The organism is Pseudomonas sp. R1-7 (assembly GCF_051132105.1).
Lineage (GTDB): Bacteria > Pseudomonadota > Gammaproteobacteria > Pseudomonadales > Pseudomonadaceae > Aquipseudomonas.
In genome coordinates, this window is record NZ_CP071661.1 from 288771 (window position 1) to 314947 (window position 26177).

Consider the following 26177-nt stretch of genomic DNA (forward strand, 5'->3'; position numbering starts at 1 on the left):
CGGGGATGGCGCTTGCGGCGTTTTCCCGACTGCCCGTCACGGTCAACCTGCCGTTGCTGTTGCAGGCGCTGGCAGCCGTCGAAGAAGATCGTTGGCAGGGGCACTTCAACACGGCCTATCACAGCGGTGACTGGAGTGGCGTGGCGCTGATTTCGGCGGCCGATGCCTTGACCGAACTGTCGCCCGGGCGCGGCCAGCCCCAGCACCGCGCACCCTGGTCAGAGGATAGCCGCTGGCAGGATGCGTTGGGTGATTGGCCCTTGGACATTGTCTCGGCCCGTCTGCTGCGGTTGGGGCCCGGTGGTCGCATCCATGAGCATCGCGACTATGACCTCGGTGGTCCGGACGCGGACTTGCGCCTGCACGTGCCGCTGCTCAGCTCGCCTGGCGTGGCGTTCTGGCTGGACGGGCAAATCATTCCGATGCGGGAGGGTGAATGCTGGTTTCTCGACCTGGCGCGTCCCCATCGCGTCGCTAACCAAGGCGACCAGGCGCGGGTTCATCTGGTGCTCGATTGTCGTCCCGGGCCGTGGTTGGTCCAGCAAATTGCCGATGGGCTTCGCTCCACACCCGAAGCGGTCGTCGAGCAAAGCGACCTGGCCCGTTTTCAACTGCGCGTGGAAGCCGATCACCACCTTGCCCGAGCGCTGCAAGGCCTGCACGATCTGGACGTTTTCATTGAGACCGCGCTGGTACTGGGTGCGGGCCAGGGGCTTCATTTCACCCGGGAAGAGTTGCGCGCCGCCATGCGCCACGGTCGCCGGCAATGGAGTGAGCAGTGGAAAACCTGAAGCTGCACGGCTGGTTGCCGATCCGCGTATGGCAGCAGGCGGGCGAGTGGCGTGTCGATTGGTGCTGGTTCGGCGATCGGCAACTGACGCAGCCATTCTTCGGCGATGCCGTGGAAGAAGCCCTGCGCTTGCCCTTCAATCTGGTGTTCCGCCGCCAGACGCCCTTGAGTGCCTTGGGCCAATGGCAGCAATGTAGCCCGGGCCTGACGCCCAGCGCATTCATCTTCCACGCCTCACGATGTGGCTCGACACTGATCAGCCAGATGCTCGCCCAGTTGGACGACCACATCGTCATTTCCGAGCCGCCGCCCCTGGATACGCTGCTGCGCAGTGACTTGCCGCCTGCCGAACGGCACGCGGCGCTCAAGGGGCTGATGTCGGCGTACGGGCAGCGTCGTCGAGGCGGGGAGCGACGCCTGGTAATCAAGCTCGACGCCTGGAACATCGGCGAATTGCCGTTGCTGCGCCAATGCTTTCCCGATACGCCTTGGCTGTTCGTGTACCGCGACCCCCTGGAAATTGCCGTTTCACATCTGCGCCGCCCCGGCATGCACATGGTGCCGGGATTGATCGGGGCCAGTGTTCTCGATGACGCGTTGCCGTTTGGCGGCCGCGAAGACTTCGTTGCGCGACGGCTGGGACGACTGTTGCAGACGGGCTTGGAACACTGCCGGACCGGGGGCGGAGTGGCGGTCAACTACAGCGAGCTTCCCGAGGCGATGGCGGGTAGGTTGGCGGCATTTTTCCAGTTGGACACAGCACAGCGCAGGCACGCATTTGCCGCAGTTGGCCGGCATGCCAAGCAACCGGCGCAGGCGTTTGTCGGTGATAGCGAAGACAAGCGTCGAGAGGCTTCGCCATTGTTGGTTGAGCGGGTGAGGCATCGGGCGAAGACGCCTTACCAATCATTGGAGTGGCTGCGCAGTCATTCTTGTGGCGAGGGCAGTGTTTACTCATTGAAAGGCTAGACTGCAAATAACGCCCTGCCACCTGTTCATCTCCAGGAGCCCCGCATGGAATCCCCAGTGCATAAGCTTCCCGCATTGTTCAAACAACTCGGCCTGCCCGACGATGCCCTCAGCATCGACCAGTTCATCGCCAGCCACTCGCCGCTCAAGCCAGGGCTGCATCTGGCCGACGCCTTCTTTTGGAGCGAGGGCCAGCGGCAATTGTTGCGCGATGAAATCCTCGAAGATGCCGACTGGGCGGTGGTGGTGGATCAGTTGGATGTGTTGTTGCGCAAGGGGCGCAGCGAGTGACCTGCATGGGTGACTTGAAAGCTCTCATATGCTTTTTAGGTATTAATAAATATCTTCTTATTCCTTAAGGAATATAGCTCTCCTCCTTATACTCGTCCAGGAACAGACAGCAGGAGAGCACCCCATGCGCAACGAATCGATTCGCTACCTGATCGTGCCGGGCTGGCAAGGATCGCCGGACAATCATTGGCAAACTCACTGGCAGGCGAGCTTGCCCAATAGCGCCCGGGTCGAGCAGGCGGACTGGTTGACGCCGCGTCGCGAGGATTGGGTCGCCGCGCTGGCCGAAGCGATTGCCGCCGACAGCACACCGGTCATTCTCATCGCCCATAGCCTGGGGTGCATCACGGTTGCCCACTGGGCCGCTATCGCGCCGTTGCAGCTCCTGCGACAAGTGCGCGGCGCGTTGCTGGTGGCACCGGCGGACGTGGAGCGGCCTGCCTGCGCTCCGGCGCTGCGCAACTTCGCGCCGATTCCCACGAACCTGCTGCCGTTCCCCAGCCAAGTGGTCAGCTCCGACAACGATGCGGCCGTCAGCGCCCCCCGTGCGCTGGAACTGGCACGTAACTGGGGAGCCGAGGCGGGAATCCTGGCCGGCGCGGGACATATCAACGTTAAGTCCGGACACCAGCGATGGGAGCAGGGTTTCGCTTATCTCTATCGCCTGCAAAACCGCATGGAGCATCACGCCCTGCGTCGCGCCTGAATTTTTAGCGCCCTCCGTCTCCCGGCGGTTTGGGGCGGGAGCCTGTCATGACTTTGCATGAAACCTTTGGTCAGCCGTTGCTGACCTTTCCCGATGCGGAAAAAAGCCCCCTGAGCATCCGCGCCAAGGCGCTGGTGTTCGTCGACCCACGTTCGCGGCAGCTGCGCCAGGAACTGGAGCAATTGGCGCCACGCTCGGTCTCGGTGCTGATTCGCGGCGAAACCGGCACCGGCAAGGAATTGCTGGCCCGGCACATCCATCGCGAGAGCAACCGGGGTGGTTTGTTTGTTTCGGTCAATTGCGGTGCCATCAGCCCCACTTACGCCGATGCCGAGTTGTTTGGCTACGCCGCTGGCAGCCATAGCGGTTCGGCCAGCAGTCGGGCGGGGTGGTTCGGTTCGGCCAACGGCGGCACGCTTTACCTGGATGAGATTGGCGACTTGCCGCTGCCGATCCAGACGAGGTTGTTGGCGGCCCTGGAAAACCACGAAGTCACTCGTGTCGGTGCCCACCAACCGAGTCCGGTGGATGTGCGCCTGGTCGCGGCCACCAGCATCGACCTGGCGCAAGCGGTGGCGGCCGGGAAATTCCATGATCGCCTCTATCAATATCTGAGTGAGGGCCAGCTCGAGTTATCTGCCCTGCGCGAAAGGGTGGGCGATATCCTGCCTCTGGCGGAATATTTCCTCGGCATCTATAGCCAGCGCCTGGGCCTGGCTGTGCCGCTGATCAGCGAAGCGGCGCAGCATGCGCTCGAGCGGCACAGCTGGCCGGGCAATACCCGCGAATTGGAGAACATCATCCACTTCGCATTATTGGTGAGTACGGGGGATGAGATTTTGCCGGAGCATCTGAACCTGCCGTCCCAGCCATCGACGCTGGAGCTGCTCGACCGGCAGGTGGCACAGGTCGCCGCCGAGGGCTCTGGCGCCGAGCGCCTGGCCCTCAAGGCGCAGCTCGACCGATTGAGCCAAACGCTGTAGCGCGACCCCGTTCCGGGGGCGGTTTAGCTATATGAGTAAAATGAATATGAACTTGAATAAAAGATATTGTTAAGGCATAAAAAATGTCGGTATCTTCCGCATCACGCCAGCGATAGCACTTCGCTGGCACTCTACTTTGGCCGTCGTCGATGACGACCGTGATTTTCGATAAGGACACTGCATGAAAAAGGTTCTGTTGTTCACCGCATTGGCGGCAGCCCTGACCTCTGGCTTGGCCCAGGCCGCGGAAAAACTGGTCGTCGCCGCGACCCCGGTGCCCCACGCCGAAATCCTTGAGCTGATCAAGCCGGCCCTCGCCAAAGAAGGTGTGGATCTGCAGATCAAGGTGTTCACCGACTACGTACAACCCAACGTACAAGTTGACCAGAAACGCCTGGACGCCAACTACTTCCAGACCCTGCCTTACCTCAAGAGCTTCAACGAAGGCAAAGGCACCAATCTGGTAACGGTCATCGGCGTGCACGTCGAGCCGTTTGGCGGCTATTCGAAGAAAGTCAAAAGCCTGGCTGAGCTGAAGGACGGCGCGACCATCGCCATCCCTAACGAAGGCAGCAACAGCGGCCGTGCCCTGATCCTGCTGCAGAAGGCTGGCCTGATCAAACTCAAGGACCCGAAAAACGCCTTGGCAACGCCGAAAGACATCGCCGAGAACCCGAAGAACTTCAAGTTCAAGGAACTGGAGTCGGCCATGTTGCCGCGCGTGCTGGATCAGGTCGACCTGGACATGATCAACACCAACTACGCGTTGGAAGCAGGCCTGAATCCGGCCAAGGACGCCCTGGTGATCGAAGGTTCGGATTCCCCTTACGTTAACTTCCTGGTGTCCCGTCCGGACAACAAGGACAGCCCGGCCATGCAGAAACTGGCCAAGGCCCTGACCAGCCCGGAAGTGAAGGCGTTCATCGAGAAGAAGTACAGCGGCGCGGTACTGCCGGCGTTCTGATTCACGCGGTAGACCTTTTTATGGTTTCAAACGCCGACGGCTGATACAGCGTCGGTGTTTTTTTTGTGCGCAACAATGATGATCTGTGGCGAGGGCGCTAGTCCGGCCAATGCCACGCCGGCTCATCCAGTGCGCGCTGCCCGACGATCCCGGTCTGCCCGAAATCCTTTTCCAGCACGATGCAGTTGCAGTGCTCGTCCTGCTCCAGGGCGGCAATCAAGCGCGAGGCATGGGATACGACCCAGACCTGGCAATTGGCTGAAGCGCGGATGATCAAGCGCGCCAGGGCCGGCAACAGGTCGGGATGCAGGCTGGTTTCCGGTTCGTTGAGCACCATCAGCGATGGCGGTCGCGGTGTGAGCAGGGCGGCCACCAGCAACAGGTAGCGCAGGGTCCCGTCCGACAGTTCTGCCGCAGTCAGCGGCCGCAGCAGGCCGTGCTGCTGGAACGCGATGGCGAAACGTCCGCCCTGCAACTTTTCGATGTGCAGTCGGGCGCCGGGGAACGCGTCGCCGATGGCCGCGTGCAAGGCCTCGACGTCACCGATCTCCAGAATGGTCTGCAGGGCCGCGGCCAGATCTCGTCCATCGTGATGCAACACGGGCGTACGTGTGCCCAGTTGCGGTTGGCGCACCGGGGCGTCGGCGTCGCTGCGAAAGTGATCGTAGAAGCGCCAGCGGCGAATGAACTCGCGCATTTGCAGGACCTCCGGCGAAGCGCGCAGGCTGCCGACCTGGTCGAACAGGCTGTCGAAGGTCGGCGTGTGCTGGGACAGCACATCCCAGGAACGCCCTTCACGGGCACGGACCATCGGCCCGTTGCGGTCCACCAGCAGGCTGGCCGGTCGGAACACCGGGCCGGCCCAGATGCACTCGCGCTTGATTTCCGGGTCCAGGGAGAACGCCGAGCGACTGGGTGCCGGCAGGCCGAGGGCAATCGAATAGCTGAAGTTCTCACCGGCAAATCCCAGGCGCAGGCGTTTGGTACCCTGTCGCACGATCGCTTGCACCGGCACTTCGCCGTTGCGCATGCGCCGACTGATTTCTTCCGGGCCGGCCCAGAAGGTCGAGTCCAACCCGCCCTCACTGGCCAAGGCGTTTACCACTCCGCCCTGAGCCGTCTCCGCCAGCAGGCGCAGGGCCCGATACAGATTGGATTTGCCGCTGCCGTTGGGCCCGGTGATCAGGTTCAGCCGGCCCAGCGGAATGACCAGTTTATTGATGGACCGGTAGTTGGCCACCGCCAGGGTCGTGAGCATGCGAATTCCTTTGATGCATGGATGTCTGAGACGAGTCTGCCCGATTGCCGTGCATTCGGTGAACCCTGTTCTAAGCTCAGAGTCGTATCGTCACTGGTACGTCGGTACAACGCAAAGGAGTCTGCATGGCTGGTCCCGGAATCAAATTGATTGTTGGCTTGGGCGTGTGTGCGTTGTTGACCGGGTGCGGTGAAAAGAAGCCTGAGGAAAAAGCCCTGCCACGGGTGTTCATACAACAAGCCATGCCCAGCGAATACGCGGCTTCGGTAACGCTGACAGGCGATGTGCAGGCCCGGGTTCAGGCCGACCTCTCGTTTCGCGTGAGCGGCAAGATCATCGAGCGCAAGGTCGATGTCGGTGATCGGGTCTCGGCCCGGCAAGTGCTGGCCCGGCTCGATCCTCGCGACTTGCAGACCAACGTCGACTCCGCCGAAGCCCAGGTCGCCGCCGAGCAGGCGCGGGTCAAGCAGAGCGCGGCAGCCTTCGTACGCCAGCAAAAGCTCTTGCCCAAGGGCTACACCAGCCAGAGCGAATACGACGCGGCCCAGGCGCAATTGCGCAGTAGCCAGAGCGCGCTGACGGCGGCCCAGGCACAACTGGCGAACGCCCGCGAACAGCTGAGCTATACCGCGCTGATCGCCGAGGCGCCCGGTATCATCACGGCGCGCCAGGCCGAAGTCGGCCAAGTCGTCCAGGCCACGGAGCCGATCTTCAGCCTGGCCCGGGACGGCGAGCGTGACGCAGTGTTCAATATCTATGAGTCACTGCTGCGTGAACCGCCATCCGACCCGGCAATTACCATCAGCCTGCTGGACAACCCGGCCATCCAGACCACCGGTACGGTGCGCGAGATAACCCCGGCGGTGTCCGCCGAGACCGGCACTGTGCAAGTCAAGGTCACGCTCAACGACTTGCCTGAAGGCATGCGCCTGGGATCGGTGGTCAGCGCCACTGCCAAGTCCGCCGGAAAGACCGCCGTGGAATTGCCCTGGTCGGCATTGACCAAAAAACTCAGCGAGCCGGCCGTGTGGCTGGTGGACGGCGAGGGCAAGGCGCAATTGCACACGGTCACGGTCGGTCGCTACTTGACCGGCAAGGTCATCATCAGTGATGGGCTCAAGGGCGGCGAGAAGATCATCATTGCCGGTGGGCAGTTGCTCCATCCTGGCGTGCGCGTCGAGGTCGCTGAAAACAACTATGACAAGGCCCCGACAGGAGCTCAGCCATGAAGCGCTTGTGGATGGTCTTGGCCGGCCTGCTGCTGGCCGCCTGCTCGAAGGAAGACGCGCCGCCGGAGCCGGTACGGCCGGTGTTGTCCATTGAGGTCCGGGCGCTTGACCAACAGGCACTGGGACGCTTCGCCGGGAATATCCAGGCCCGCTACGAGACCAACGTGGGGTTCCGCGTGCCAGGCCGCATCGCCAGTCGCAACGTCGACGTCGGCGCCGAGGTGAAGAAGGGCGACTTGCTCGCGACCCTCGACCCCACTGACCAGCAGAACCAACTGCGAGCCGCCCAGGGCGACTTGGCGCGGATCCAGGCGCAGTACATCAATGCCCAGGCCAACGCCCGCCGCCAGCAACAACTATTCGACCGTGGCGTCGGCGCCCAGGCGCAACTGGACATCGCCCAGACCGACCTGAAAACCACCGCAGCATCTCTGGAACAGGCGCGGGCCTCGGTGGAGCAGGCCCGCGACCAGCTCAACTACAGCGAACTGCACACCGATCATGACGCCGTCGTCACCGCCTGGAATGCCGAGGCCGGACAAGTGGTGACCGCCGGCCAGCAAGTGGTGACGCTTGCCCGTCCGGACGTCAAGGAAGCGGTGATCGACTTGCCTGCCGGGTTGGCCGAGCGGCTGCCCGAGGACGTGGTGTTCGAAGTCGCCGCGCAACTGGACCCGGCGACCCGCACCACGGCCATCGTGCGCGAGATCGAGCCTCAGGCGCAAAGCGCCACCCGCACGCGCCGCGCGCGCCTGACCCTGACTGACTCACCGCCGGGCTTTCGCCTGGGTACCGCGATCAGCGTGACCCTCAGCTCAGCGATCGAGCCGCGCATCGAATTGCCGCTCAGTGCGTTGCAAGAGGTCGATGGCAAGACGCGGATCTGGCTGATCAACCCGCAGGAGCAGACGGTTTCGCCACGGGACGTGCAGGTGCTCGAACGATCGGACAGCTCGGTGTTGGTGGCCGACGGCATCAAGCCCGGCGACCGCGTGGTCAGCGCAGGCGTGAACAGTCTCCAGCCGGGGCAAAAAGTGAAACTCGACGAGGACGCACGATGAAAGGGCCTTTCAATTTATCGGAATGGGCCCTGCGGCATCAGTCATTCGTGTGGTACCTGATGTTCGTCGCGCTGCTGATGGGCGTGTTCTCCTACATGAACCTGGGTCGTGAGGAAGACCCGTCGTTCACCATCAAGACCATGGTCATCCAGACCCGTTGGCCTGGCGCGACTCAAGAAGAAACCCTCAAGCAGGTCACGGACCGCATCGAGAAAAAACTCGAAGAGCTCGACTCCCTCGATTATGTGAAAAGCTACACCCGGCCGGGGGAGTCGACGGTATTCGTGTACTTGCGCGATACCACCGGCGCCGAGGAAATCCCGGAGATCTGGTATCAGGTTCGCAAGAAGATCAACGACATTCGCGGCGATTTCCCCGAGGGATTGCAAGGCCCTGGATTCAACGACGAATTCGGCGATGTATACGGCTCGGTGTATGCCTTCACTGGCGACGGCCTGTCGATGCGCCAGTTGCGCGACTATGTGGAGCAAGTACGTGCCGAGATCCGCGATGTGCCTGGGTTGGGCAAAGTGGAAATGGTCGGCGAGCAGGACGAAGTGCTGTACCTGAACTTCTCCACCCGCAAACTCGCGGCCCTGGGCATCGATCAGCGCCAAGTGGTGCAGAGCCTGCAATCGCAGAACGCCGTGACCCCGGCCGGGGTGATCGACGCTGGTCCGGAGCGGATTTCCGTGCGCACGTCGGGGCAGTTCCAATCGGAAAAGGACCTGGCCAACGTCAACCTGCGGCTCAACGATCGCTTCTATCGACTGGCCGACATCGCCGACATCCGCCGTGGTTATGTCGACCCCGCCACACCGATGTTCCGCTTCAATGGCACGCCGGCGATTGGCTTGGCCATCGCCATGAAGAAGGGCGGCAACATCCAGGAATTCGGCAAGGCCCTGCACGCGCGCATGGACGAACTGACCGCCGACCTGCCGGTGGGCGTCGGTGTGCACACCGTGTCGGACCAGGCCGAAGTGGTGGAAGAAGCCGTCGGCGGCTTCACCAGCGCGTTGTTCGAGGCGGTGATCATCGTGCTGGTGGTCAGTTTCATCAGCCTTGGCATCCGGGCCGGGCTGGTGGTGGCCTGCTCGATCCCGCTGGTGTTGGCGATGGTGTTCGTCTTCATGGAGTACAGCGGCATCACCATGCAGCGGATCTCCCTCGGGGCGCTGATCATCGCCCTTGGCCTGCTGGTGGACGACGCGATGATCACCGTGGAAATGATGGTCACCCGTTTGGAAAAGGGGGACAGCAAAGACCAGGCCGCCACGTTTGCCTATACCTCGACCGCATTCCCGATGCTCACTGGGACTTTGGTCACCGTGGCCGGTTTCGTGCCCATCGGTCTGAATGCCAGTTCGGCGGGCGAATACACCTTCACCCTGTTCGCGGTGATTGCCGTGGCGATGCTGGTGTCATGGATCGTCGCGGTGCTGTTTGCCCCGGTGATTGGCGTGCACATCCTCAGTGCCAATATCAAACCCCACAGCGCCGAGCCGGGGCGGATCGGCCGGGCGTTCAACGGTGGCCTGCTGTGGGCGATGCGCAATCGCTGGTGGGCCATCGGCATTACGGTACTGCTGTTCGCGTTGGCGGTATTTTGCATGCGCTTCGTGCAAAACCAGTTCTTCCCGTCCTCGGATCGCCCGGAGATCCTGGTGGATCTCAACCTGCCGCAAAACGCTTCGATGGACGAGACGCGCAGGGCGGTCGATCGTCTGGAAGCGACCCTGAAGGATGACCCGGACATCGCTCGCTGGAGCACTTACATCGGCGAAGGCGCCATTCGTTTTTATCTGCCATTGGATCAACAACTGCAGAACCCGTACTACGCGCAACTGGTGATTGTCAGCAAGGGCCTGGAATCGCGCGCGGCGCTGACCGAACGCTTGCAGAAACGCCTGCGGGAGGATTTCGTCGGCATCGGCAGCTATGTGCAGGCGCTGGAAATGGGCCCGCCGGTGGGCCGGCCTATCCAGTATCGCGTCAGCGGCAAGGACATCGACCAGGTGCGCAAGCACGCCATCGAGCTGGCGACCGAGCTGGACAAGAACTCACACATCGGCGAGATCATTTACGACTGGAACGAGCCGGGCAAGGTGCTGCGCATCGACATCGCCCAGGACAAGGCGCGGCAATTGGGCCTGTCTTCCGACGATGTGGCCCGGTTGATGAACAGCATCGTCAGCGGCTCGCTCGTCACCCAGGTCAACGACGATATCTACTTGATCGACGTGGTAGGGCGCGCCGAAGACGCCGAGCGTGGTTCGCCGGAGACCCTGCAAAACCTGCAGATCGTCACGCCGAGCGGCACGTCGATTCCACTGCTGGCATTTGCCACGGTGCGCTACGAACTGGAACAACCGCTGGTGTGGCGCCGCGACCGCAAGCCGACCATCACCATCAAGGCCGCCGTGCGCGATGAAATCCAGCCGACGGACCTGGTGAGGCAACTGCAACCGGACATCGATAAGTTCGCCGCCAAATTGCCGGTGGGCTACAAGATCGCCACCGGCGGTACCGTGGAGGAAAGCAGCAAGGCCCAAGGCCCCATCGCCAGCGTGGTGCCGCTGATGCTGTTCTTGATGGCGACGTTCCTGATGATCCAGCTGCACAGCGTACAGAAGCTGTTCCTGGTGGCGAGCGTCGCACCGCTGGGCTTGATTGGCGTGGTGTTGGCGCTGGTGCCGACGGGCACGCCCATGGGTTTCGTGGCGATTCTCGGCATCCTCGCGCTGATCGGCATCATCATCCGTAACTCGGTGATCCTGGTGACGCAGATTGACGAGTATGAACGTGACGGCTATGAACCTTGGGACGCCGTCGTGGAAGCTACCGAACACCGGCGCCGGCCGATCCTCCTGACGGCGGCTGCGGCGAGCCTGGGTATGATCCCGATTGCCCGGGAAGTGTTCTGGGGACCGATGGCCTACGCGATGATCGGCGGGATCATTGTCGCCACGTTGCTGACCCTGCTGTTCTTGCCGGCGCTGTACGTCGCCTGGTACAAGATCCGCGAGCCGAAGCGCGACTGAAACGGCCGAGTACTGTCAGATGTGGCGAGGGGATAAATCCCCTCGCCACAGGTTAGTGTGTCTGGTCTCGGCAGCGCGCAATTTTTACTTACGCAACAATCGCAACCCATTGAACACCACCAGCAAGCTCACCCCCATGTCGGCAAACACTGCCATCCACATGGTGGCGAACCCGGCGAAAGTGACGCCCAGGAAGATCGCCTTGATGACCAACGCCAGGGCGATGTTTTGCTTGAGTATGCTCGAGGTCTGCCGCGACAGCCGGATGAACGCCGGAATCTTGCGCAGATCGTCATCCATCAAGGCGACGTCGGCGGTCTCGATGGCCGTGTCGGTCCCGGCGGCGGCCATGGCGAAACCGATTTCCGAGCGGGCCAGGGCCGGGGCGTCGTTGATGCCGTCGCCGACCATGCCCACTCGGTGGCCTTGGGCATACAGACTTTCGATGGCTTGCAGCTTGTGCTCCGGCAACAGGTCACCGCGGGCCTGATCCATGCCGACCTGCTTGGCGATCGCTTCGGCGGTATGGGCGTTGTCGCCCGTCAGCATCATTGTCTTGATACCCAATTCATGCAGTTGCCGAATGGCTTCGCGGCTCGAATCCTTCACAGTGTCGGCCACGGCGAACAGTGCCAAAGGCTTCGTGTCGTCGAGCAACAGCACCACGGACTTGCCTTGTTTTTCCAGGGCGAAGAGTTCTTCTTCCAGCTCAGGGGAGCACAAGCCGAGGTCTTCCACGAGACGGTGGTTGCCCAAGTGATAGGTCTGGCCGCCGATGTCGCCACGAACGCCGCGCCCGGCGAGCGCCGCGAAGTTATCCACAGTCTGCTGCGGCAGTTTTTTGTCCACAGCCGCCTCGGCAATCGCCCGGGATACCGGATGGTCCGAGCGTGCCGCGAGGCTCACGGCCAAGGCCGGGGCGGTGGTTTCCTGGGTCGGATCGAGCAGCACGTAATCGGTCTGCATCGGCTTGCCATGGGTGATCGTGCCGGTCTTGTCCAGCGCCAGGTAATCGAGCTTGTGGCCACCTTCAAGGTAAACGCCGCCCTTGACCAAGATGCCTTTGCGCGCTGCAGCCGCCAAGCCGCTGACGATGGTCACCGGGGTGGAAATCACCAGGGCACAAGGGCAGGCGACCACCAGCAGGACCAACGCGCGATAGATCCAGTCGAACCAACTCGCGCCCATGAACAGCGGTGCAATGACCGCTACGGCCAGGGCCAGGGCAAATACCGCGGGGGTGTAGATTTTCGAGAATTGATCAACGAAGCGCTGGGTCGGCGCCCGGGAGCCCTGGGCTTGCTCTACGGCGTGGATGATTCGCGCCAGGGTGGATTGATCGGCAGCGGCGGTGACGGTGTATTCCAGTTCGCCGGCCTGGTTGATGGTGCCGGCAAAAACTTTATCACCCACGGTTTTTTCCACCGGCAGGCTCTCACCGGTGATCGGTGCCTGGTCAATGGTCGAGCGCCCGGCAACCACGTCACCGTCCAGTCCAACCCGTTCGCCAGGACGCACCCGTACCCTGGCGCCGAGGGCGATGGCCTTCACTTCCTCTACCTGCCAGGTGCCGTCGGCCTGTTGCACCGTGGCTTGTTCCGGCGCCATTTGCATCAGGCCGCTGATGGCGTTGCGTGCCCGATCAAGGGATTTGGCTTCGATCAGCTCGGCCACGGTAAACAGGAACATCACCATCGCCGCTTCCGGCCATTGGCCGATCAATATGGCGCCGGTCACGGCGATGCTCATCAAGGCGTTGATGTTCAGGTTCAAGTTTTTCAGGGCGATCCAGCCCTTCTTGTAGGTGCCGAGGCCGCCGCTGAGAATCGACACCAACGCTACCAGCGCGACCACCCAGTTCGGCGCGGCGTTGGTGAAGTGAATCACCTCGGCAGCCAGTGCCGTGACGCCGGACAACGCCAGTGGCCACCAGGGCTTCGCTGGGGCAGGCAGGTTATTGGTTTCCGGTTTTTCGCCCGCGGTCAGCGGGTCGGCCTGCATCCCTAAGGATTCGATGGCCTTGATGATCGGCGCATCGCTGGGCAAGTCATGGGTCACGCCCAGTACCCGGTTGATCAGGTTGAATTCCAGCTGTTGCACACCTTCGAGCTTGCCGAGTTTGTTCTGGATCAGCGTCTGTTCGGTGGGGCAGTCCATGGCTTCGATGCGAAAATTGCTCAGCCGCGTACCGTCCGTCGGCGTCTTGCCGAGGTTGACCACTGACGGTGCCGCTTTCGAGGCGCAGCAGGAATGCCCATGGGCATGGCCGTGGTCAGGTTTGTGGATGTGAAGGGAATCGCTCATCGGATGATGTCCGTAAAAAGTGCCTGTTGCGCAGTAAAGACCCTGTAGCCACTATAGGGTCAAGCATCTATTTTCGGAGGCACCACCATGAAGATCGGAGAACTGGCGAAAATCACCGACTGTCAGGTCGAAACCATCCGCTACTACGAACGTGAAGGCCTTCTGCCGGAGCCGGCCCGCAGTGATGGCAACTACCGTGTCTACACCCAAGCCCACGCCGAACGGCTGACGTTCATCCGCAATTGCCGGACGTTGGACATGACCCTGGAAGAAATCCGCAGCCTCCTGGCCCTGCGCGACAGCCCCCGGGACCAATGCGAGAGCGTCAACGCGCTGATCGACGAGCACATCGACCACGTCAAGGCGCGCATCGATGGCTTGATGGCCTTGCAGGCACAACTGATCGACCTGCGCCATCGCTGTGGCGAAGGGCCGGACCTGGATCAATGCGGGATCTTGCAGCGGTTGGAAGTGAGCGGGGCGGTGGCGCCGGAGGTGGAGCATTCACATGTAGGCAGGAGCCATGGGCATTGAACTGATCTTGGAGCCCATGCAGATCTAATGTGGGAGCGAGCTTGCTCGCGATAGCAACCTATCAGTCAACATTGATGTTGAATGTACTGGACCTATCGCGAGCAAGCTCGCTCCCACAGGGGGATGGTGGTGTTTTCTAGACCGCCATCGGCGCGGTCATTGGCGCATGGTGCTGGTAGCCTTCCAGAGAGAAGTCGCTCGGCTCCACCCGCTCCAGCCACTCGGGTTGGTACACGCCAGTCTTGGCAAACTCCGGCACGCGCTCGGAAATCACCAGTTTCGGCATCGGGAACGGCTCGCGCTTGAGCTGTTCGTTGAGCATGTCCAGGTGGTTTTCGTAGACGTGGGCGTCGCCGATGAAGTAGGTGAACCAGCGCGGCGTGTAGCCGGTCAGCCGCCCGATCAGGCTCAGCAGCGCGGCGCCTTCGGTGAGGTTGAACGGCGTGCCCAGGCCCAGGTCGTTGGAACGGATGTAGAGGGTCAGGGAGATTTCCTTGGTCTCGACATTCGGGTGGAACTGGTAGAGCAGGTGGCATGGCGGCAGGGCCATTTCATCGAGTTGGGCGCAGTTCCAGCCGTGGAACAGGATGCGCCGGCTGCCCGGGTCCTTGATGATGGTGTCGACGCACTGGCGGACCTGGTCGATGGCCTTGTACAGCACCACGTAGGCCTGGCCGTTTTCTTCGCCCTCGGCGATTTGCCGATAACCCTGGCCCAGCGTCTGCTCGATGGCTGCCGGGTTGCTTACCGGGATCTGCTTGTAGGCCGGCCATTTGCGCCATTGCACGCCGTAGATCTCGCCAAGATCGTCTTCGCCCTGGCGGAACGGGTTGGCCAGCCACTGGGCGTTTTCGTTGGCGTTCTGGTCCCAGACCTTGCAGCCCAGGGCGCGAAACTCAGCGGCATTGTTGACGCCACGCAGGAAGCCGCACATCTCGCCGATGGCCGACTTGAAGGCCATCTTGCGAGTGGTGATGGCGGGAAAGCCTTCCTTCAAGTCATAGCGCAGCATGGCGCCGGGGAAACTGATGGTGTTCACGCCGGTGCGGTTGGCTTGCTTGGTGCCGTTCTTGATGACGTGGGCCACCAGATCGAGATATTGCTTCATGGGTTACCTGTGTCCTTGAACCCGGGGCCAACGCCCCGGGGCTAGAATTTTTAAACCTTGGCCGCCGCAGCCGGCGCACGATGATAAGCCAGCCAGATCAGCGCCAGGCCACCGATGATCATCGGCAGGCACAGCACCTGGCCCATGGTCAGCCAGTTCCACGCCAGATAGCCGAGTTGGGCGTCCGGCACGCGAACGAATTCGACGATGAAACGGAAGATGCCATAAAACAGCGCGAACATGCCCGACACCGCCATGGTGGGTCGCGGCTTGCGCGAGAACAGCCAGAGAATCAGAAAGAGTGCCACGCCTTCGAGGGCGAATTGATAAAGCTGCGACGGGTGGCGCGGCAACTGCGCCGGGTCGCTGAAGGGCGGGAAGATCATCGCCCACGGCACGTCGGTCGGCTTGCCCCACAATTCGGCATTGATGAAGTTGCCGATGCGCCCGGCACCCAGGCCGATTGGCACCATCGGTGCGACGAAATCCATCAGCTCGAAAAACGACTTGTTGTTGCGCTTGCCGAACCACAACGCCGCCAACATCACGCCGATGAACCCGCCGTGGAACGACATGCCGCCCTTCCAGACTTCGAAGATCAACGTCGGGTTGGCCAGGTAGGCGCTCAAGTCGTAGAACAGCACGTAGCCCAGGCGCCCGCCTACGATCACGCCCATGGACAACCAGAACACCAGGTCGGAGAGCTTTTCCTTGTTCCAGGTCGGGTCGAATCGATTGAGCCTGCGCGAGGCCAGCAGCCAGGCGCCACCGATACCGATCAGGTACATCAGGCCGTACCAGTGGATTTTCAGTGGACCGATGGCCAGGGCAACCGGATCGATCTGCGGGTAAGGCAGCATGGGTATTCCTCATGAACGTCAAAAATTCCCGGGCGAGGCTGCCACCTCGGGATTAAGCCAGGATTGTGTCAGAGCAGGAAGCTCAAGCCCACGCTGAACAACAAGGCGGCGAACAGCCGCTTGAGCAAACGCGGCGACAAGCGATGTGCCAGCCGCGCGCCGACGCGGGCGAAGATCATGCTCGTCAGGGCGATGCCCAGCAGCGCGGGTAAATATACGAAACCGAGACTATGGGGCGGCAACAGCGGATCCTGCCAGCCGAGAATCATGAAACTTAGCGCACTGACCAGGGCGATGGGCAATCCGCAGGCCGAAGACGTCGCCACCGCTTGTTGCATCGGTACGCTGCGCCAGGTCAGGAACGGTACGGTCAACGAACCACCGCCAATGCCGAAAATCGCCGAGGCCCAGCCGACCACCGTGCCAGCCAGGGACAAACCGACCTTGCCCGGTACCGTGCGGCTGGCCTTGGGCTTGAAGTCCAGGGCCAGTTGCGCGGCGACGAGCATGGCGAACACACCGATGATCTTCTGCAAGTGCGGACCGGAAATCGCCTCGGCGGTGATGGCGCCGAAACCGGCACCGATGAGGATCCCGACGGTCATCCATTTAAAGATCTGCCAGCGTACGGCCCCTTTGCGATGGTGCTCGCGCACCGCGTTCACCGACGTGAAGATGATCGATGCCAGGGACGTGCCGACGGCCAAATGCGTCAGCACCTGCGGATCGAACCCCTGCAAGGTGAAGCTGAACACCAGCACCGGGACGATGATCATCCCGCCCCCCACGCCGAACAGCCCGGCCAGCACGCCGGCGCAGGCACCGAGCAGCAGATAGAGCACGAATTCCACCAGCGTCTCCCCGCCCATCCCCAAAATAAGAGCGGCATGGTAACGGATCGAGGGGCTTGGGCTCTACTGAAGGCGATGGATGCGTCAGTGATGTATGGGTAGAGTGGTAAATGATTGCTGTCCCCTGTGGCGAGGGGATGAATCCCCTCGCCACAAAAGCACTGCTCGGTTTTATTCTTATAACAGGACAACCAGATGTGCCTGATCGTATTCGCCTGGCGACCCGGCCACGCCCAGCCGCTGGTCGTAGCGGCCAACCGCGACGAGTTCTATGCACGCCCGACGCTGCCACTGGCGCAGTGGCCTGACGCGCCCCATGTCCACGCCGGTCGAGACCTGGAGGCTGGCGGCACCTGGCTTGGTGTCGGTGCCGCCGGTCGCTTTGCGGCCCTGACCAACATCCGCGACCCCGGCCAGCTTCCGGCATTCAAGTCTCGTGGAGAACTGGTGGCGCGGTTCCTGACCGGGAATCTGTCGATTGCCGATTACCTGAGCGAAATCGTGCCGCGTGCCGGGGAGTACGGTGGTTTTAACCTGCTGCTCGGCGACGGTACGGAGCTTTGGCACTACAACGCCCGCGATACCCGGCCGCAGCAATTGGCCGAGGGGGTCTATGGCGTGTCGAACGCTGGGCTGAACACGCCGTGGCCCAAGCTGCTCAAGGCCCGGTTGGCGCTGGAGGAGGTCCTGGGCGATCCGCAGCCCCAGGCCTTGTTGGCGCTGCTGAATGACCCTCAACCCGCGCCCGTGGCGGAACTGCCTGATACGGGAGTGGGAGTCGCGACCGAGATGTTGCTATCGAGTGTGTTCATTGCCAGCCCGGCTTATGGGACGCGGGCGAGTACGGCGCTGATTGTCCATGCCGATGGGACGCGGCAGATGGTCGAGCGCAGTTTCGGGCCCCATGGGGGGCATTTGGGGGAGGTGGATCTGCTCGTTTAATGCCGACGATATCCCGTGGCTAGGGAGCTTGCTCCCGCTGGGCTACGAAGTAGCCCCAAAGCTTTTGGGCGGGCTTCGCCCGCCAGCGGGAGCAAGCCCCCTCGCCACAAATGCTCGCCGCAGGATTTAGAGGGTCTTGTTCGAAGCCGGATTGATCATCCGCGCCAACCCCAGGTTCTTCAGCGCCAGCTGCAAGGAGCTGTGAATCACCTGCGGATTGTCGATGGTCATCAGTTCCGCCAGCAGTTCCTGGGCCTTGCTGAGGTTGATCTGGCGCAGCATCCATTTCACTTTCGGCAGGTTGGTGGCGTTCATCGACAGGCTGTCGAAGCCCATCGCCATCAGCAGCACCGCAGCCGCCGGGTCGCCGGCCATTTCGCCGCAGATGCTCACCGGCTTGCCTTCGGCATGGGCGTCGCGCACTACGTTCTGCAAGGCTTGCAGCACGGCCGGATGGAGGTAGTCGTACAGGTCGGCCACCCGTGGGTTGTTGCGGTCCACGGCCAGCAGGTATTGGGTCAGGTCGTTGGAGCCGACTGACAGGAAGTCCACCTGCCGCGCCAATTCCTTGGTCTGGTACACCGCTGCCGGAATCTCGATCATCACCCCGACCGGCGGCATCGGCACGTCGGTGCCTTCATCGCGCACTTCGCCCCAGGCCCGATGAATCAGGTGCAGGGCTTCTTCCAGCTCATGAGTGCCGGAAATCATCGGCAACAGGATGCGCAGGTTGTTCAGGCCTTCGCTGGCCTTGAGCATCGCACGCGCCTGGACCAGGAAAATCTCTGGATGGTCGAGCGTTACCCGGATGCCGCGCCAGCCAAGGAAGGGGTTGTCTTCCTTGATCGGGAAATAGGAGAGCGATTTATCGCCACCGATGTCCAGGCTGCGCATGGTCACCGGTTGGGGATGAAACGCGGACAGTTGCTCGCGGTAGATCGCCAACTGTTCCTTTTCGCTGGGGAAGCGCTGGTTGATCATGAACGGCACTTCGGTGCGATACAGGCCCACGCCTTCGGCGCCACGTTTCTGCGCCCGGGCCACATCGGCCAGCAGGCCGGTGTTGACCCACAGCGGCATGCGGTGGCCGTCGAGCGTCACGCACGGCAGATCCCTCAGCGCATCGAGGCCCAGCGACAGTTGTTTTTCTTCCTCCACCACGTCGGCGAACTGCTTGCGCAAAACGTCGCTGGGGTTGGTGTAGACCTCGCCGTGGTAGCCGTCGACGATCATCTGGATGCCGTCGACCTTGGAATACGGCAGGTCCACCACGCCCATGACCGTCGGGATACCCATCGCCCGGGCCAGGATCGCCACGTGGGAGTTGCCCGAACCCAGGACCGAGACCAGGCCCGCCAGCTTGCCCTCGGGCACTTCGCCGAGCATCGCCGGGGTCAACTCCTCGCTGACCAGGATGGTGTTGTCGGGATAGACCAGGGTCTGCTGGCGCTCCTGCTGCAAATACGCCAGCAAACGACGGCCAAGGTCCTTGACGTCGGAGGCACGCTCGCGCAGGTAGGCGTCGTCCATCAATTCGAAACGGTTGACGTGGTCGGTCACCACCTGGCGCAACGCGCCCTGGGCCCATTGGCCGGTCTTGATGACCGTGGTGACTTCGCTGCCCAGGGAGGCATCGTCGAGCATCATCAGGTAGACATCGAACAGCGCGCGCTCTTCGGGGCGCAGCTGCGTTGCCAGCTTCGCCGAGAGGGCGCGCATGTCGGCCCGCACGCCTTCGATGGCGGTCTTGAACAAACCGAGTTCGGCGTCGATGTCGGCGATGGCCTTGTCCGGCACCACATCGAGATCGGCAGGCGGCAGCATGACCACTGCGGTGCCCACCGCCGCGCCCGGGGACCCTGGCACGCCGACGAACTTGGCTTCCTGGATGCCCTTGCCCTGGCGACCGAGGCCGCTGATCGAGCCGGTGGCTTCGGCATGGGCGATAACCCCCGCCAGTTGCGCACTCATGGTGACGAGGAAGGCTTCTTCGCCTTCGTCGAACTGGCGGCGCTCTTTCTGCTGGATGACCAACACGCCGACGACGCGGCGGTGGTGGATGATCGGCGCGCCAAGGAAAGACGCGTAGCGTTCCTCGCCCGTTTCAGCGAAGTAGCGGTAGCGCGGGTGGTCCGCGGCATTTTCCAGGTTCAGGGGTTCTTCGCGCGTGCCGACCAGGCCGACCAGGCCTTCATTGGGAGCCATGCTGACCTTGCCGATGGAGCGCTTGTTCAAGCCCTCGGTGGCCATCAGCACAAAACGGTTGGTCTCGGGGTCAAGCAGGTAGACCGAGCAGACTTGGCTGCCCATGGCCTCTTTGACGCGCAATACAATAATGCCCAACGCCGCCTTGAGATCCTTGGCGGCGTTAACTTCCTGGACGATCTTGCGCAGCGTATTGAGCATGGCTCGGGGTCGAACTCCGTCGTCAGTCGCGCGTCAGCAGGCGCGGGGCAAGCTCTTTGAGGGCGCGTCGGTATACCTCGCGCTTGAATGTCACCACCTGGCCCAACGGATACCAATAGCTGACCCAGCGCCAGCCATCGAACTCCGGTTTACCGGTCAAATCCATCCGCACCCGCTGTTCGTTGGAGATCAGGCGCAGGAGAAACCATTTCTGTTTCTGGCCGATGCACAGCGGTTGGCTGTGCGTCCTGACCAGGCGTTGCGGCAAACGATAGCGCAACCAGCCTCGGGTGCAGGCGAGTATTTCGACGTCCTCTCGCTCCAGCCCGACTTCTTCATTCAACTCGCGGTACAAAGCTTCTTCCGGCGTCTCCTGGGGATTGATTCCACCCTGGGGAAACTGCCAGGCGTCTTGATTGATACGGCGTGCCCATAGCACCTGCCCAGCATCATTCGTAAGAATGATCCCCACATTGGGACGGAAACCATCGGGATCGATCACGGCAACAACCTCGCAAACGCATGTCGCCGCATTGTTCCACAAAGGTTGTGAAAGCAGCAACGAGCCTGCCGAGCTTATGTGCACTCTTGTGAAAAGTACGTATTCTGGGCGCCTTTCTTCAGAATTTTCAGCGAGTAACTGCAATGCGGCTGGCTTTATTCGACTTGGACAACACGCTGCTGGGTGGCGACAGCGACCACGCCTGGGGCGATTACCTGTGTGAGCGCGGGTTCCTCGACGCGGTGAGCTACAAGGCGCGCAACGATGAGTTCTACCAGGACTACCTGGCCGGCAAGCTCGACAACGCTGCGTACCTGAACTTTTGCCTGGAAATCCTGGGCCGTACCGAGATGGAGGTGCTGGCCCAATGGCACCTCGATTACATGCGCGACTGCATCGAACCCATCGTCTTGCCCCAAGCGATCGAGCTATTGAAGAAACACCGTGACGCCGGCGACAAGCTGGTGATCATCACGGCCACCAACCGCTTTGTCACCGCACCGATCGCCGAGCGACTCGGGGTGGAGACGCTGATTGCCACCGAATGCGAGATGATCGATGGGCGCTACAGCGGACGCAGCACCGATGTCCCGTGTTTTCGCGAGGGCAAGGTGACCCGGCTGAACCGTTGGCTAGAGGAGACGGGCTATTCGCTGGAGGACAGCTACTTCTATAGCGACTCGATGAATGACTTGTCGCTGTTGGAAGCGGTGACACATCCGGTGGCCGTGGACCCGGATCCGAACCTGCGGGCCGAGGCCCAGAGGCGCGGTTGGCCCGTCATCAGCCTGCGCGACTGAGTCTTGGTGGCGCCCGCCGGGTCTTACCGGTGGGCCGTCTATGCGGGCTTGGCGACCATCAGGTAGAAAATCGCCATGAACGCCAAGAACGCCGGCCAGCCCAGCGCAAACCACCAGCGCATGTAGGTAGCGGCCTTGATCGGCATGGGCGTGCCGTCCCGCAAGGCTTGCTCGGCCATTTTGTGTACACGGATCTGTAACCAGACCACCGGCAGCCAACAGGCGCCCGCCAGGCAATAAAGCCCGATACTCCACATCAACCAGTTCTGTTGCAATGGCCAGCCGGCGATGTGCATCAGCGCCAGGCCGCTCAGTGGCTGGAATACAGCGGTGGTGGCGGTGAACGCCCAATCGGCGAAGACCAGATGCTTGAAGGTGACGGCAATGACTTCAAGCTTGCCGCTGCGCCAGGCCCGAAGCGCGTAGTAGGCAGACCCCGCGCCCAGGCCGAACAGAATGGTCGAAGACAGGATGTGCAGGGTTTTCAACAGCAGGTAGATGCTCATCGGCGGGGTTCAGTCCAAAGCAGCCATAAAGTCGCGACTATCAATACCAGATTCTTGGCGACAGCCGCATAAGGGTCGAACCAGTAATGCGGCAGGATAAGGCTGATGCACAGCGTATAGCCGAGCATCAACCCCACCTGAAGCCGCAATGCCTGGCGTCGCCAACGCTGGAGCAACAGGCCCACGCCCAGCGCGCCATCAAGTAGCGCGCCGCTGATGACTGCAAGCTTCGCCCAGGCGCCGTAGACGCCGGCTTCGGCCATGATGCGCAAGCCCCAGTCGTAGCCGGGGCCGAGGCACACCACGGCGGTTCCCAGCCAGATGAATGCCAGCACTGCGAGCATCAACGGGCGGATCGCCCGAAGGCTGCTCTGGGCGACGGTGGGCCATCCTTGCAAGCGGGTCTGGACAGGGGCGGCGCGATACCCGCAGATTGACGCAAGTACCTCGGGGTCGGCCAGGTTGTCCCGTTGTGCCAGCGCTACGCTTTGCCGGTTCAACGCCCGCCAGCCGAACCGGTCCCCCAGTTGGCTGCCCACTTCAGTCAAGAGCGCTGGCGCCCTGATGTAGCGTGCCGGCGCCCAACCTTGCGCGGCTCGCAAGTGATCGATGAGTCGGGCGAGCGTCATGGGCTCGGGCCCCACCAGTGGCACCACCACTGACTCGGTTGGCCATTGCCGCAACAGGGCGAGCACCGCGCCCGCCAGATCATCGATGTGCACGGGTTGGATGCGCGCCGTCAGATCCAACAAGGGAATCACTGGCCAAGGCGACAGGCCTTCCATCCAGCCGCTGCTCGCGCCGCCAGGTCCCACCACCAATGAAGGTCGCAGCACAACCGATAGGCTGTCGAGGTTGGACAGATATTCATCTGCCAGGCCTTTGCTCGCCAGGAATGGCACGTCGGATTGAGCGCTCGCGCCCAGTGCGGAAATCTGCAGGATGCGAACGCCGCGGCGCGCAGCCTGGTCGAACAGCGCTCGCGAGCCACGATCCTGGACCAGGCTCAGCGCCTGGGCGTCCACGCTGAGGAGGCCGGCCGCGTTGATCACTAGGTCGACGTCCGGAGGGAAGACAAAATGTGTCGGGTCGACCGCCAATACGCCAAGATCCAGCTGCCGCCATTCCACCCCAGGCCAACTGGGCGGTCCGGGGGCACGACGGGTGGCGATGATCGAATGGCCAGCGCCATGCAGCGCTCGCAGCAGGTGGCGTCCGATAAAACCGCTGCCTCCCACCAGTAGGATTTTCATGACGCTCCTTGTCGGTTAAATCGGCTTGGCACCCATCAATGCGGCGATGGAGAGGAATCCGACACCGCCGATGATCGCCAATGCCAGCGTAAATCTACCGCCGCCACCGTTACCCATGCGCAGACGATTCAGTCGTGCCAGCAGCCAAAGGACGCAGAGTGTTGCCACGGCGTAGATCACACTGGAGGCCAGCAGCCAGGTTTGCCCGAGCGGCCAGCCCACCAAGTGAACCAGCCACCAGCCGGTGAACGGCATGCTCAGCATGCACACCAGCATCGTGCCCCATGCCAGCGGCCAAGGACGCCGCAGCGTGCAGCTCGGTGCCTCGCTGCGTTTGCGCCAGGCCAAGACGGCAAGGCTTGCAGCGCAAGCCAGGAGCAAGACCGTGGCCGCGACGTGCAGGATTTTCAAGGTCAGCAGAGTTTCCATGGGGTTTCCTTGGACCGATGTCCTTCAGCGTAGCCTTTCAGCCGAGAAACAGCTGATAGGCCGGGTTATCGCTTTCATCCCAGTACGGATAGCCGATCTCTTCCAGGGCGGCCGGTACCAGGTGGCGTTCATCGTGAGGCACCTGCAAGCCGGCGACCACACGGCCATCTGCCGCGCCATGGTTGCGGTAATGGAACATCGAAATATTCCAGCGCCCGCCCAGCTTATTGAGGAAGTTGAACAGCGCCCCCGGACGTTCGGGGAATTCGAAGCGCAGGACCACTTCGTCGATGACATGGGCCGCGTGGCCGCCGACCATGTGGCGAATGTGCAGCTTGGCCAGTTCATTGTCGGTCAGGTCCAGTACCGGAAAGCCCTGCTCGGTCAGGCTGGCAATCAGCTTGCTGCGCGGGTCGTTTTCCGGATGCGTCTGTACGCCGACGAAAATGTGCGCTTCGCTGCCGGTGTTGTAGCGGTAGTTGAATTCGGTGATCTGGCGTTTGCCAATGGCTTCGCAGAAAGCCTTGAAGCTACCCGGCTTCTCGGGGATGGTCACGGCGATGATCGCTTCGCGGCCCTCACCCAGCTCGGCGCGCTCAGCCACGTGGCGCAGGCGGTCGAAGTTGACGTTGGCGCCGGAATCGATGGCGACCAGCGTCTGGCCGCTGATGCTGCGCGTCTCGACATACTTCTTGATGCCGGCAACACCCAGCGCGCCGGCAGGTTCAGTGATCGAGCGGGTATCGTCGTAGATATCCTTGATGGCTGCGCAGATCTCGTCGGTGCTGACGGTAATCACTTCGTCCACGTAGTGCTTGCAGATATCGAAGGTGTGCTGGCCGATCTGCGCCACGGCAACGCCATCGGCGAACAGCCCGACGGTTGGCAGGACCACGCGCTCGCCGGCAGCCATGGCCGCTTGCAGGCAATTGGAATCGTCCGGCTCGACACCGATGATCTTGATTTCCGGGCGCAGGTATTTCACGTAGGCCGCGATCCCGGCGATCAGTCCGCCACCGCCCACCGGGACGAATATCGCATCCAGGCGCCCCGGATGCTGGCGCAGGATCTCCATCGCCACGGTGCCCTGCCCGGCAATGGTGTGAGGATCGTCATAAGGATGGATGTAGACGTAGCCTTTTTCGTCGACCAGCTTCAGCGAATAAGCCAGGGCTTCGGGGAACGAATCGCCATGCAACACCACTTTGCCGCCACGGGAGCGCACGCCTTCGACCTTGATCTCCGGGGTGGTCTTGGGCATGACGATGGTGGCCTTGACCCCCAGCACCTTGGCGGCGAGCGCCAGGCCCTGGGCATGGTTGCCCGCCGATGCCGTGACCACGCCACGGGCGCGCTCTTCGTCGCTGAGCTGGGTCAGCTTGTTGTAGGCCCCGCGAATCTTGAACGAGAACACCGGCTGCAAGTCTTCACGCTTTAGCCAGACTTCGTTGCCCAGCCGCTCGGAGAGCTGACGGGCGGTCTGCAGCGGGGTTTCTACGGCAACGTCATAAACGCGCGAGGTGAGGATCTTTTTGACGTACTGTTCAAGCATCGGAAAGCATCACTGAGCGGGTTGGGCAGGGCCAGGGAGTCTAACCCGGCTTTTGGCCGGGCGACCACACGAATCCCGAGGTTTTGTTGGGTTATACTCGCGCCCCTCTTTACTCCTCGCCCGTTTTCGGAGCCCGCATGACCCAGGATCAACTCAAACAGGCCGTGGCCCAGGCCGCTGTCGACCTCATCCTCCCGAAGCTGGATGACAAGAGCATCGTCGGGGTCGGCACCGGCTCTACCGCCAATTGCTTCATCGACGCCTTGGCGCAGCACAGAGGCGCGTTCGATGGCGCGGTCGCCAGTTCCGAAGCAACCGCCGCACGCCTGAAGGGCCATGGCATCCCGGTGTACGAGCTCAACACCGTGAGCGACTTGGAGTTCTACATCGATGGCGCCGACGAAAGCGACGCGCACTTGAACCTGATCAAGGGCGGCGGCGCGGCGTTGACCCGCGAGAAAATCGTCGCGGCCGTCGCCAAGACCTTCATCTGCATCGCCGACGCCAGCAAGTTGGTGCCAGTGCTCGGCGCGTTCCCGCTGCCAGTGGAAGTCATCCCTATGGCCCGCAGCCACGTTGCCCGCCAATTGGTAAAGCTGGGCGGCGACCCGGTGTATCGCGAAGGTGTGCTGACCGATAACGGCAATATCATCCTGGATGTGCACAACCTTCAGATCACAAACCCGGTGGAACTGGAAAGCCAGATCAATGCCATCGTTGGTGTCGTCACCAATGGCTTGTTCGCGGCTCGTCCGGCGGATGTGCTGTTGTTGGGGACTGCTGAAGGGGTGAAGACCCTGCGGGCGGAATAAGCCGGCAATTGGCACCGGGACCC

At 62.2% G+C, this 26177-nt stretch carries 24 protein-coding genes; 13 read left to right on the top strand and 11 right to left on the bottom strand.

The genetic code is table 11. The features are described from left to right. Nucleotides 1–5: 5 nt before the first annotated feature. From J3P79_RS01305 to J3P79_RS01330, 6 genes are all read left to right on the top strand, one after another. On the top strand, nucleotides 6–791 hold the full coding sequence (locus J3P79_RS01305) for an aspartyl/asparaginyl beta-hydroxylase domain-containing protein (RefSeq protein ID WP_434607547.1): 786 nt from the start codon (nucleotides 6–8) through the stop codon (nucleotides 789–791). Next, complete coding sequence (locus J3P79_RS01310; protein ID WP_434607549.1) at nucleotides 779–1759, top strand: sulfotransferase family protein; 981 nt, start codon at nucleotides 779–781, stop codon at nucleotides 1757–1759. Before J3P79_RS01305 ends, J3P79_RS01310 begins: the two co-directional genes overlap by 13 nt. 45 nt (nucleotides 1760–1804) lie before the next feature. Continuing rightward, nucleotides 1805–2050: a DUF2789 domain-containing protein gene (locus J3P79_RS01315; protein ID WP_434607551.1), complete on the top strand. Its 246-nt coding sequence runs from the start codon at nucleotides 1805–1807 to the stop codon at nucleotides 2048–2050. Nucleotides 2051–2174: 124 nt separating this feature from the next. Beyond that, nucleotides 2175–2756: an alpha/beta hydrolase gene (locus J3P79_RS01320; RefSeq protein WP_434607553.1), complete on the top strand. Its 582-nt coding sequence runs from the start codon at nucleotides 2175–2177 to the stop codon at nucleotides 2754–2756. Nucleotides 2757–2803: 47 nt separating this feature from the next. Beyond that, nucleotides 2804–3739 (top strand): sigma 54-interacting transcriptional regulator, encoded by a 936-nt coding sequence (locus J3P79_RS01325; RefSeq protein ID WP_434607555.1) that lies wholly within the window; start codon nucleotides 2804–2806, stop codon nucleotides 3737–3739. 181 nt (nucleotides 3740–3920) lie between these two features. Next, nucleotides 3921–4703 (top strand): MetQ/NlpA family ABC transporter substrate-binding protein, encoded by a 783-nt coding sequence (locus J3P79_RS01330; RefSeq protein ID WP_434607557.1) that lies wholly within the window; start codon nucleotides 3921–3923, stop codon nucleotides 4701–4703. Between the two features lie 97 nt (nucleotides 4704–4800). Here J3P79_RS01330 and J3P79_RS01335 read toward each other — a convergent pair whose 3' ends face one another. Next, nucleotides 4801–5961 (bottom strand): AAA family ATPase, encoded by a 1161-nt coding sequence (locus J3P79_RS01335; protein ID WP_434607559.1) that lies wholly within the window; start codon nucleotides 5959–5961, stop codon nucleotides 4801–4803. 125 nt (nucleotides 5962–6086) lie between these two features. Between J3P79_RS01335 and J3P79_RS01340 the strand changes: the two genes are divergently transcribed. Genes J3P79_RS01340 through J3P79_RS01350 form a run of 3 tightly spaced genes read left to right on the top strand, consistent with a single transcriptional unit; the run spans nucleotide 6087 to nucleotide 11295 of the window. Further along, entirely contained in the window at nucleotides 6087–7190 is a 1104-nt protein-coding gene (locus J3P79_RS01340; protein WP_434607561.1) for an efflux RND transporter periplasmic adaptor subunit, read from the top strand. Then, nucleotides 7187–8251 (top strand): efflux RND transporter periplasmic adaptor subunit, encoded by a 1065-nt coding sequence (locus J3P79_RS01345; protein WP_434607562.1) that lies wholly within the window; start codon nucleotides 7187–7189, stop codon nucleotides 8249–8251. Before J3P79_RS01340 ends, J3P79_RS01345 begins: the two co-directional genes overlap by 4 nt. After that, a complete protein-coding gene (locus J3P79_RS01350) occupies nucleotides 8248–11295 on the top strand; it encodes an efflux RND transporter permease subunit (protein ID WP_434607564.1) in 3048 nt (1015 codons plus the stop codon). Before J3P79_RS01345 ends, J3P79_RS01350 begins: the two co-directional genes overlap by 4 nt. A gap of 84 nt (nucleotides 11296–11379) precedes the next feature. On the opposite strand, the gene J3P79_RS01355 is transcribed toward J3P79_RS01350, so the two are convergent. Next, nucleotides 11380–13599: a heavy metal translocating P-type ATPase gene (locus J3P79_RS01355; protein WP_434607566.1), complete on the bottom strand. Its 2220-nt coding sequence runs from the start codon at nucleotides 13597–13599 to the stop codon at nucleotides 11380–11382. An 87-nt stretch (nucleotides 13600–13686) separates the two neighbouring features. Between J3P79_RS01355 and cadR the strand changes: the two genes are divergently transcribed. Continuing rightward, on the top strand, nucleotides 13687–14133 hold the full coding sequence (gene cadR, locus J3P79_RS01360) for a Cd(II)/Pb(II)-responsive transcriptional regulator (RefSeq protein WP_434607567.1): 447 nt from the start codon (nucleotides 13687–13689) through the stop codon (nucleotides 14131–14133). A gap of 136 nt (nucleotides 14134–14269) precedes the next feature. On the opposite strand, the gene J3P79_RS01365 is transcribed toward cadR, so the two are convergent. From J3P79_RS01365 to J3P79_RS01375, 3 genes are all read right to left on the bottom strand, one after another. Then, nucleotides 14270–15241: a thymidylate synthase gene (locus tag J3P79_RS01365; RefSeq protein WP_434607569.1), complete on the bottom strand. Its 972-nt coding sequence runs from the start codon at nucleotides 15239–15241 to the stop codon at nucleotides 14270–14272. Between the two features lie 50 nt (nucleotides 15242–15291). Then, a complete protein-coding gene (gene lgt, locus J3P79_RS01370) occupies nucleotides 15292–16101 on the bottom strand; it encodes a prolipoprotein diacylglyceryl transferase (RefSeq protein WP_039592606.1) in 810 nt (269 codons plus the stop codon). A 68-nt stretch (nucleotides 16102–16169) separates the two neighbouring features. Continuing rightward, complete coding sequence (locus J3P79_RS01375) at nucleotides 16170–16952, bottom strand: sulfite exporter TauE/SafE family protein (protein ID WP_434607572.1); 783 nt, start codon at nucleotides 16950–16952, stop codon at nucleotides 16170–16172. A gap of 195 nt (nucleotides 16953–17147) precedes the next feature. On the opposite strand from J3P79_RS01375, the gene J3P79_RS01380 reads away from it, so the two are divergent. Next, nucleotides 17148–17894, top strand: coding sequence for an NRDE family protein (locus tag J3P79_RS01380; protein ID WP_434607574.1), 747 nt, complete (start codon nucleotides 17148–17150; stop codon nucleotides 17892–17894). A 126-nt stretch (nucleotides 17895–18020) separates the two neighbouring features. Here J3P79_RS01380 and ptsP read toward each other — a convergent pair whose 3' ends face one another. Beyond that, nucleotides 18021–20300, bottom strand: a complete 2280-nt coding sequence (gene ptsP / locus J3P79_RS01385) for a phosphoenolpyruvate--protein phosphotransferase (RefSeq protein ID WP_434607575.1) — start codon at nucleotides 20298–20300, stop codon at nucleotides 18021–18023. A gap of 22 nt (nucleotides 20301–20322) precedes the next feature. Beyond that, a complete protein-coding gene (locus J3P79_RS01390) occupies nucleotides 20323–20802 on the bottom strand; it encodes an RNA pyrophosphohydrolase (protein WP_003186867.1) in 480 nt (159 codons plus the stop codon). 143 nt (nucleotides 20803–20945) lie between these two features. Here J3P79_RS01390 and J3P79_RS01395 point away from each other — a divergent pair, with 143 nt between their 5' ends. After that, nucleotides 20946–21602: an HAD family hydrolase gene (locus J3P79_RS01395; protein ID WP_434607576.1), complete on the top strand. Its 657-nt coding sequence runs from the start codon at nucleotides 20946–20948 to the stop codon at nucleotides 21600–21602. A gap of 38 nt (nucleotides 21603–21640) precedes the next feature. On the opposite strand, the gene J3P79_RS01400 is transcribed toward J3P79_RS01395, so the two are convergent. Genes J3P79_RS01400 through ilvA form a run of 4 tightly spaced genes read right to left on the bottom strand, consistent with a single transcriptional unit; the run spans nucleotide 21641 to nucleotide 25342 of the window. After that, nucleotides 21641–22108, bottom strand: a complete 468-nt coding sequence (locus tag J3P79_RS01400) for a DUF2269 family protein (RefSeq protein ID WP_434607577.1) — start codon at nucleotides 22106–22108, stop codon at nucleotides 21641–21643. Further along, entirely contained in the window at nucleotides 22105–23361 is a 1257-nt protein-coding gene (locus tag J3P79_RS01405; protein ID WP_434607578.1) for an SDR family oxidoreductase, read from the bottom strand. The genes J3P79_RS01400 and J3P79_RS01405 overlap by 4 nt, the downstream gene beginning before the upstream one ends. A gap of 15 nt (nucleotides 23362–23376) precedes the next feature. Beyond that, entirely contained in the window at nucleotides 23377–23790 is a 414-nt protein-coding gene (locus J3P79_RS01410) for a DUF2269 family protein (protein WP_434607580.1), read from the bottom strand. Between the two features lie 37 nt (nucleotides 23791–23827). Continuing rightward, nucleotides 23828–25342, bottom strand: coding sequence for a threonine ammonia-lyase, biosynthetic (gene ilvA, locus J3P79_RS01415; protein ID WP_030140526.1), 1515 nt, complete (start codon nucleotides 25340–25342; stop codon nucleotides 23828–23830). Nucleotides 25343–25479: 137 nt separating this feature from the next. Here ilvA and rpiA point away from each other — a divergent pair, with 137 nt between their 5' ends. After that, nucleotides 25480–26154 carry a ribose-5-phosphate isomerase RpiA gene (gene rpiA, locus J3P79_RS01420; RefSeq protein WP_434607582.1) on the top strand — a complete coding sequence of 225 codons (675 nt, stop codon included), beginning with the start codon at nucleotides 25480–25482 and terminating at the stop codon, nucleotides 26152–26154. Nucleotides 26155–26177 lie beyond the last annotated feature (23 nt).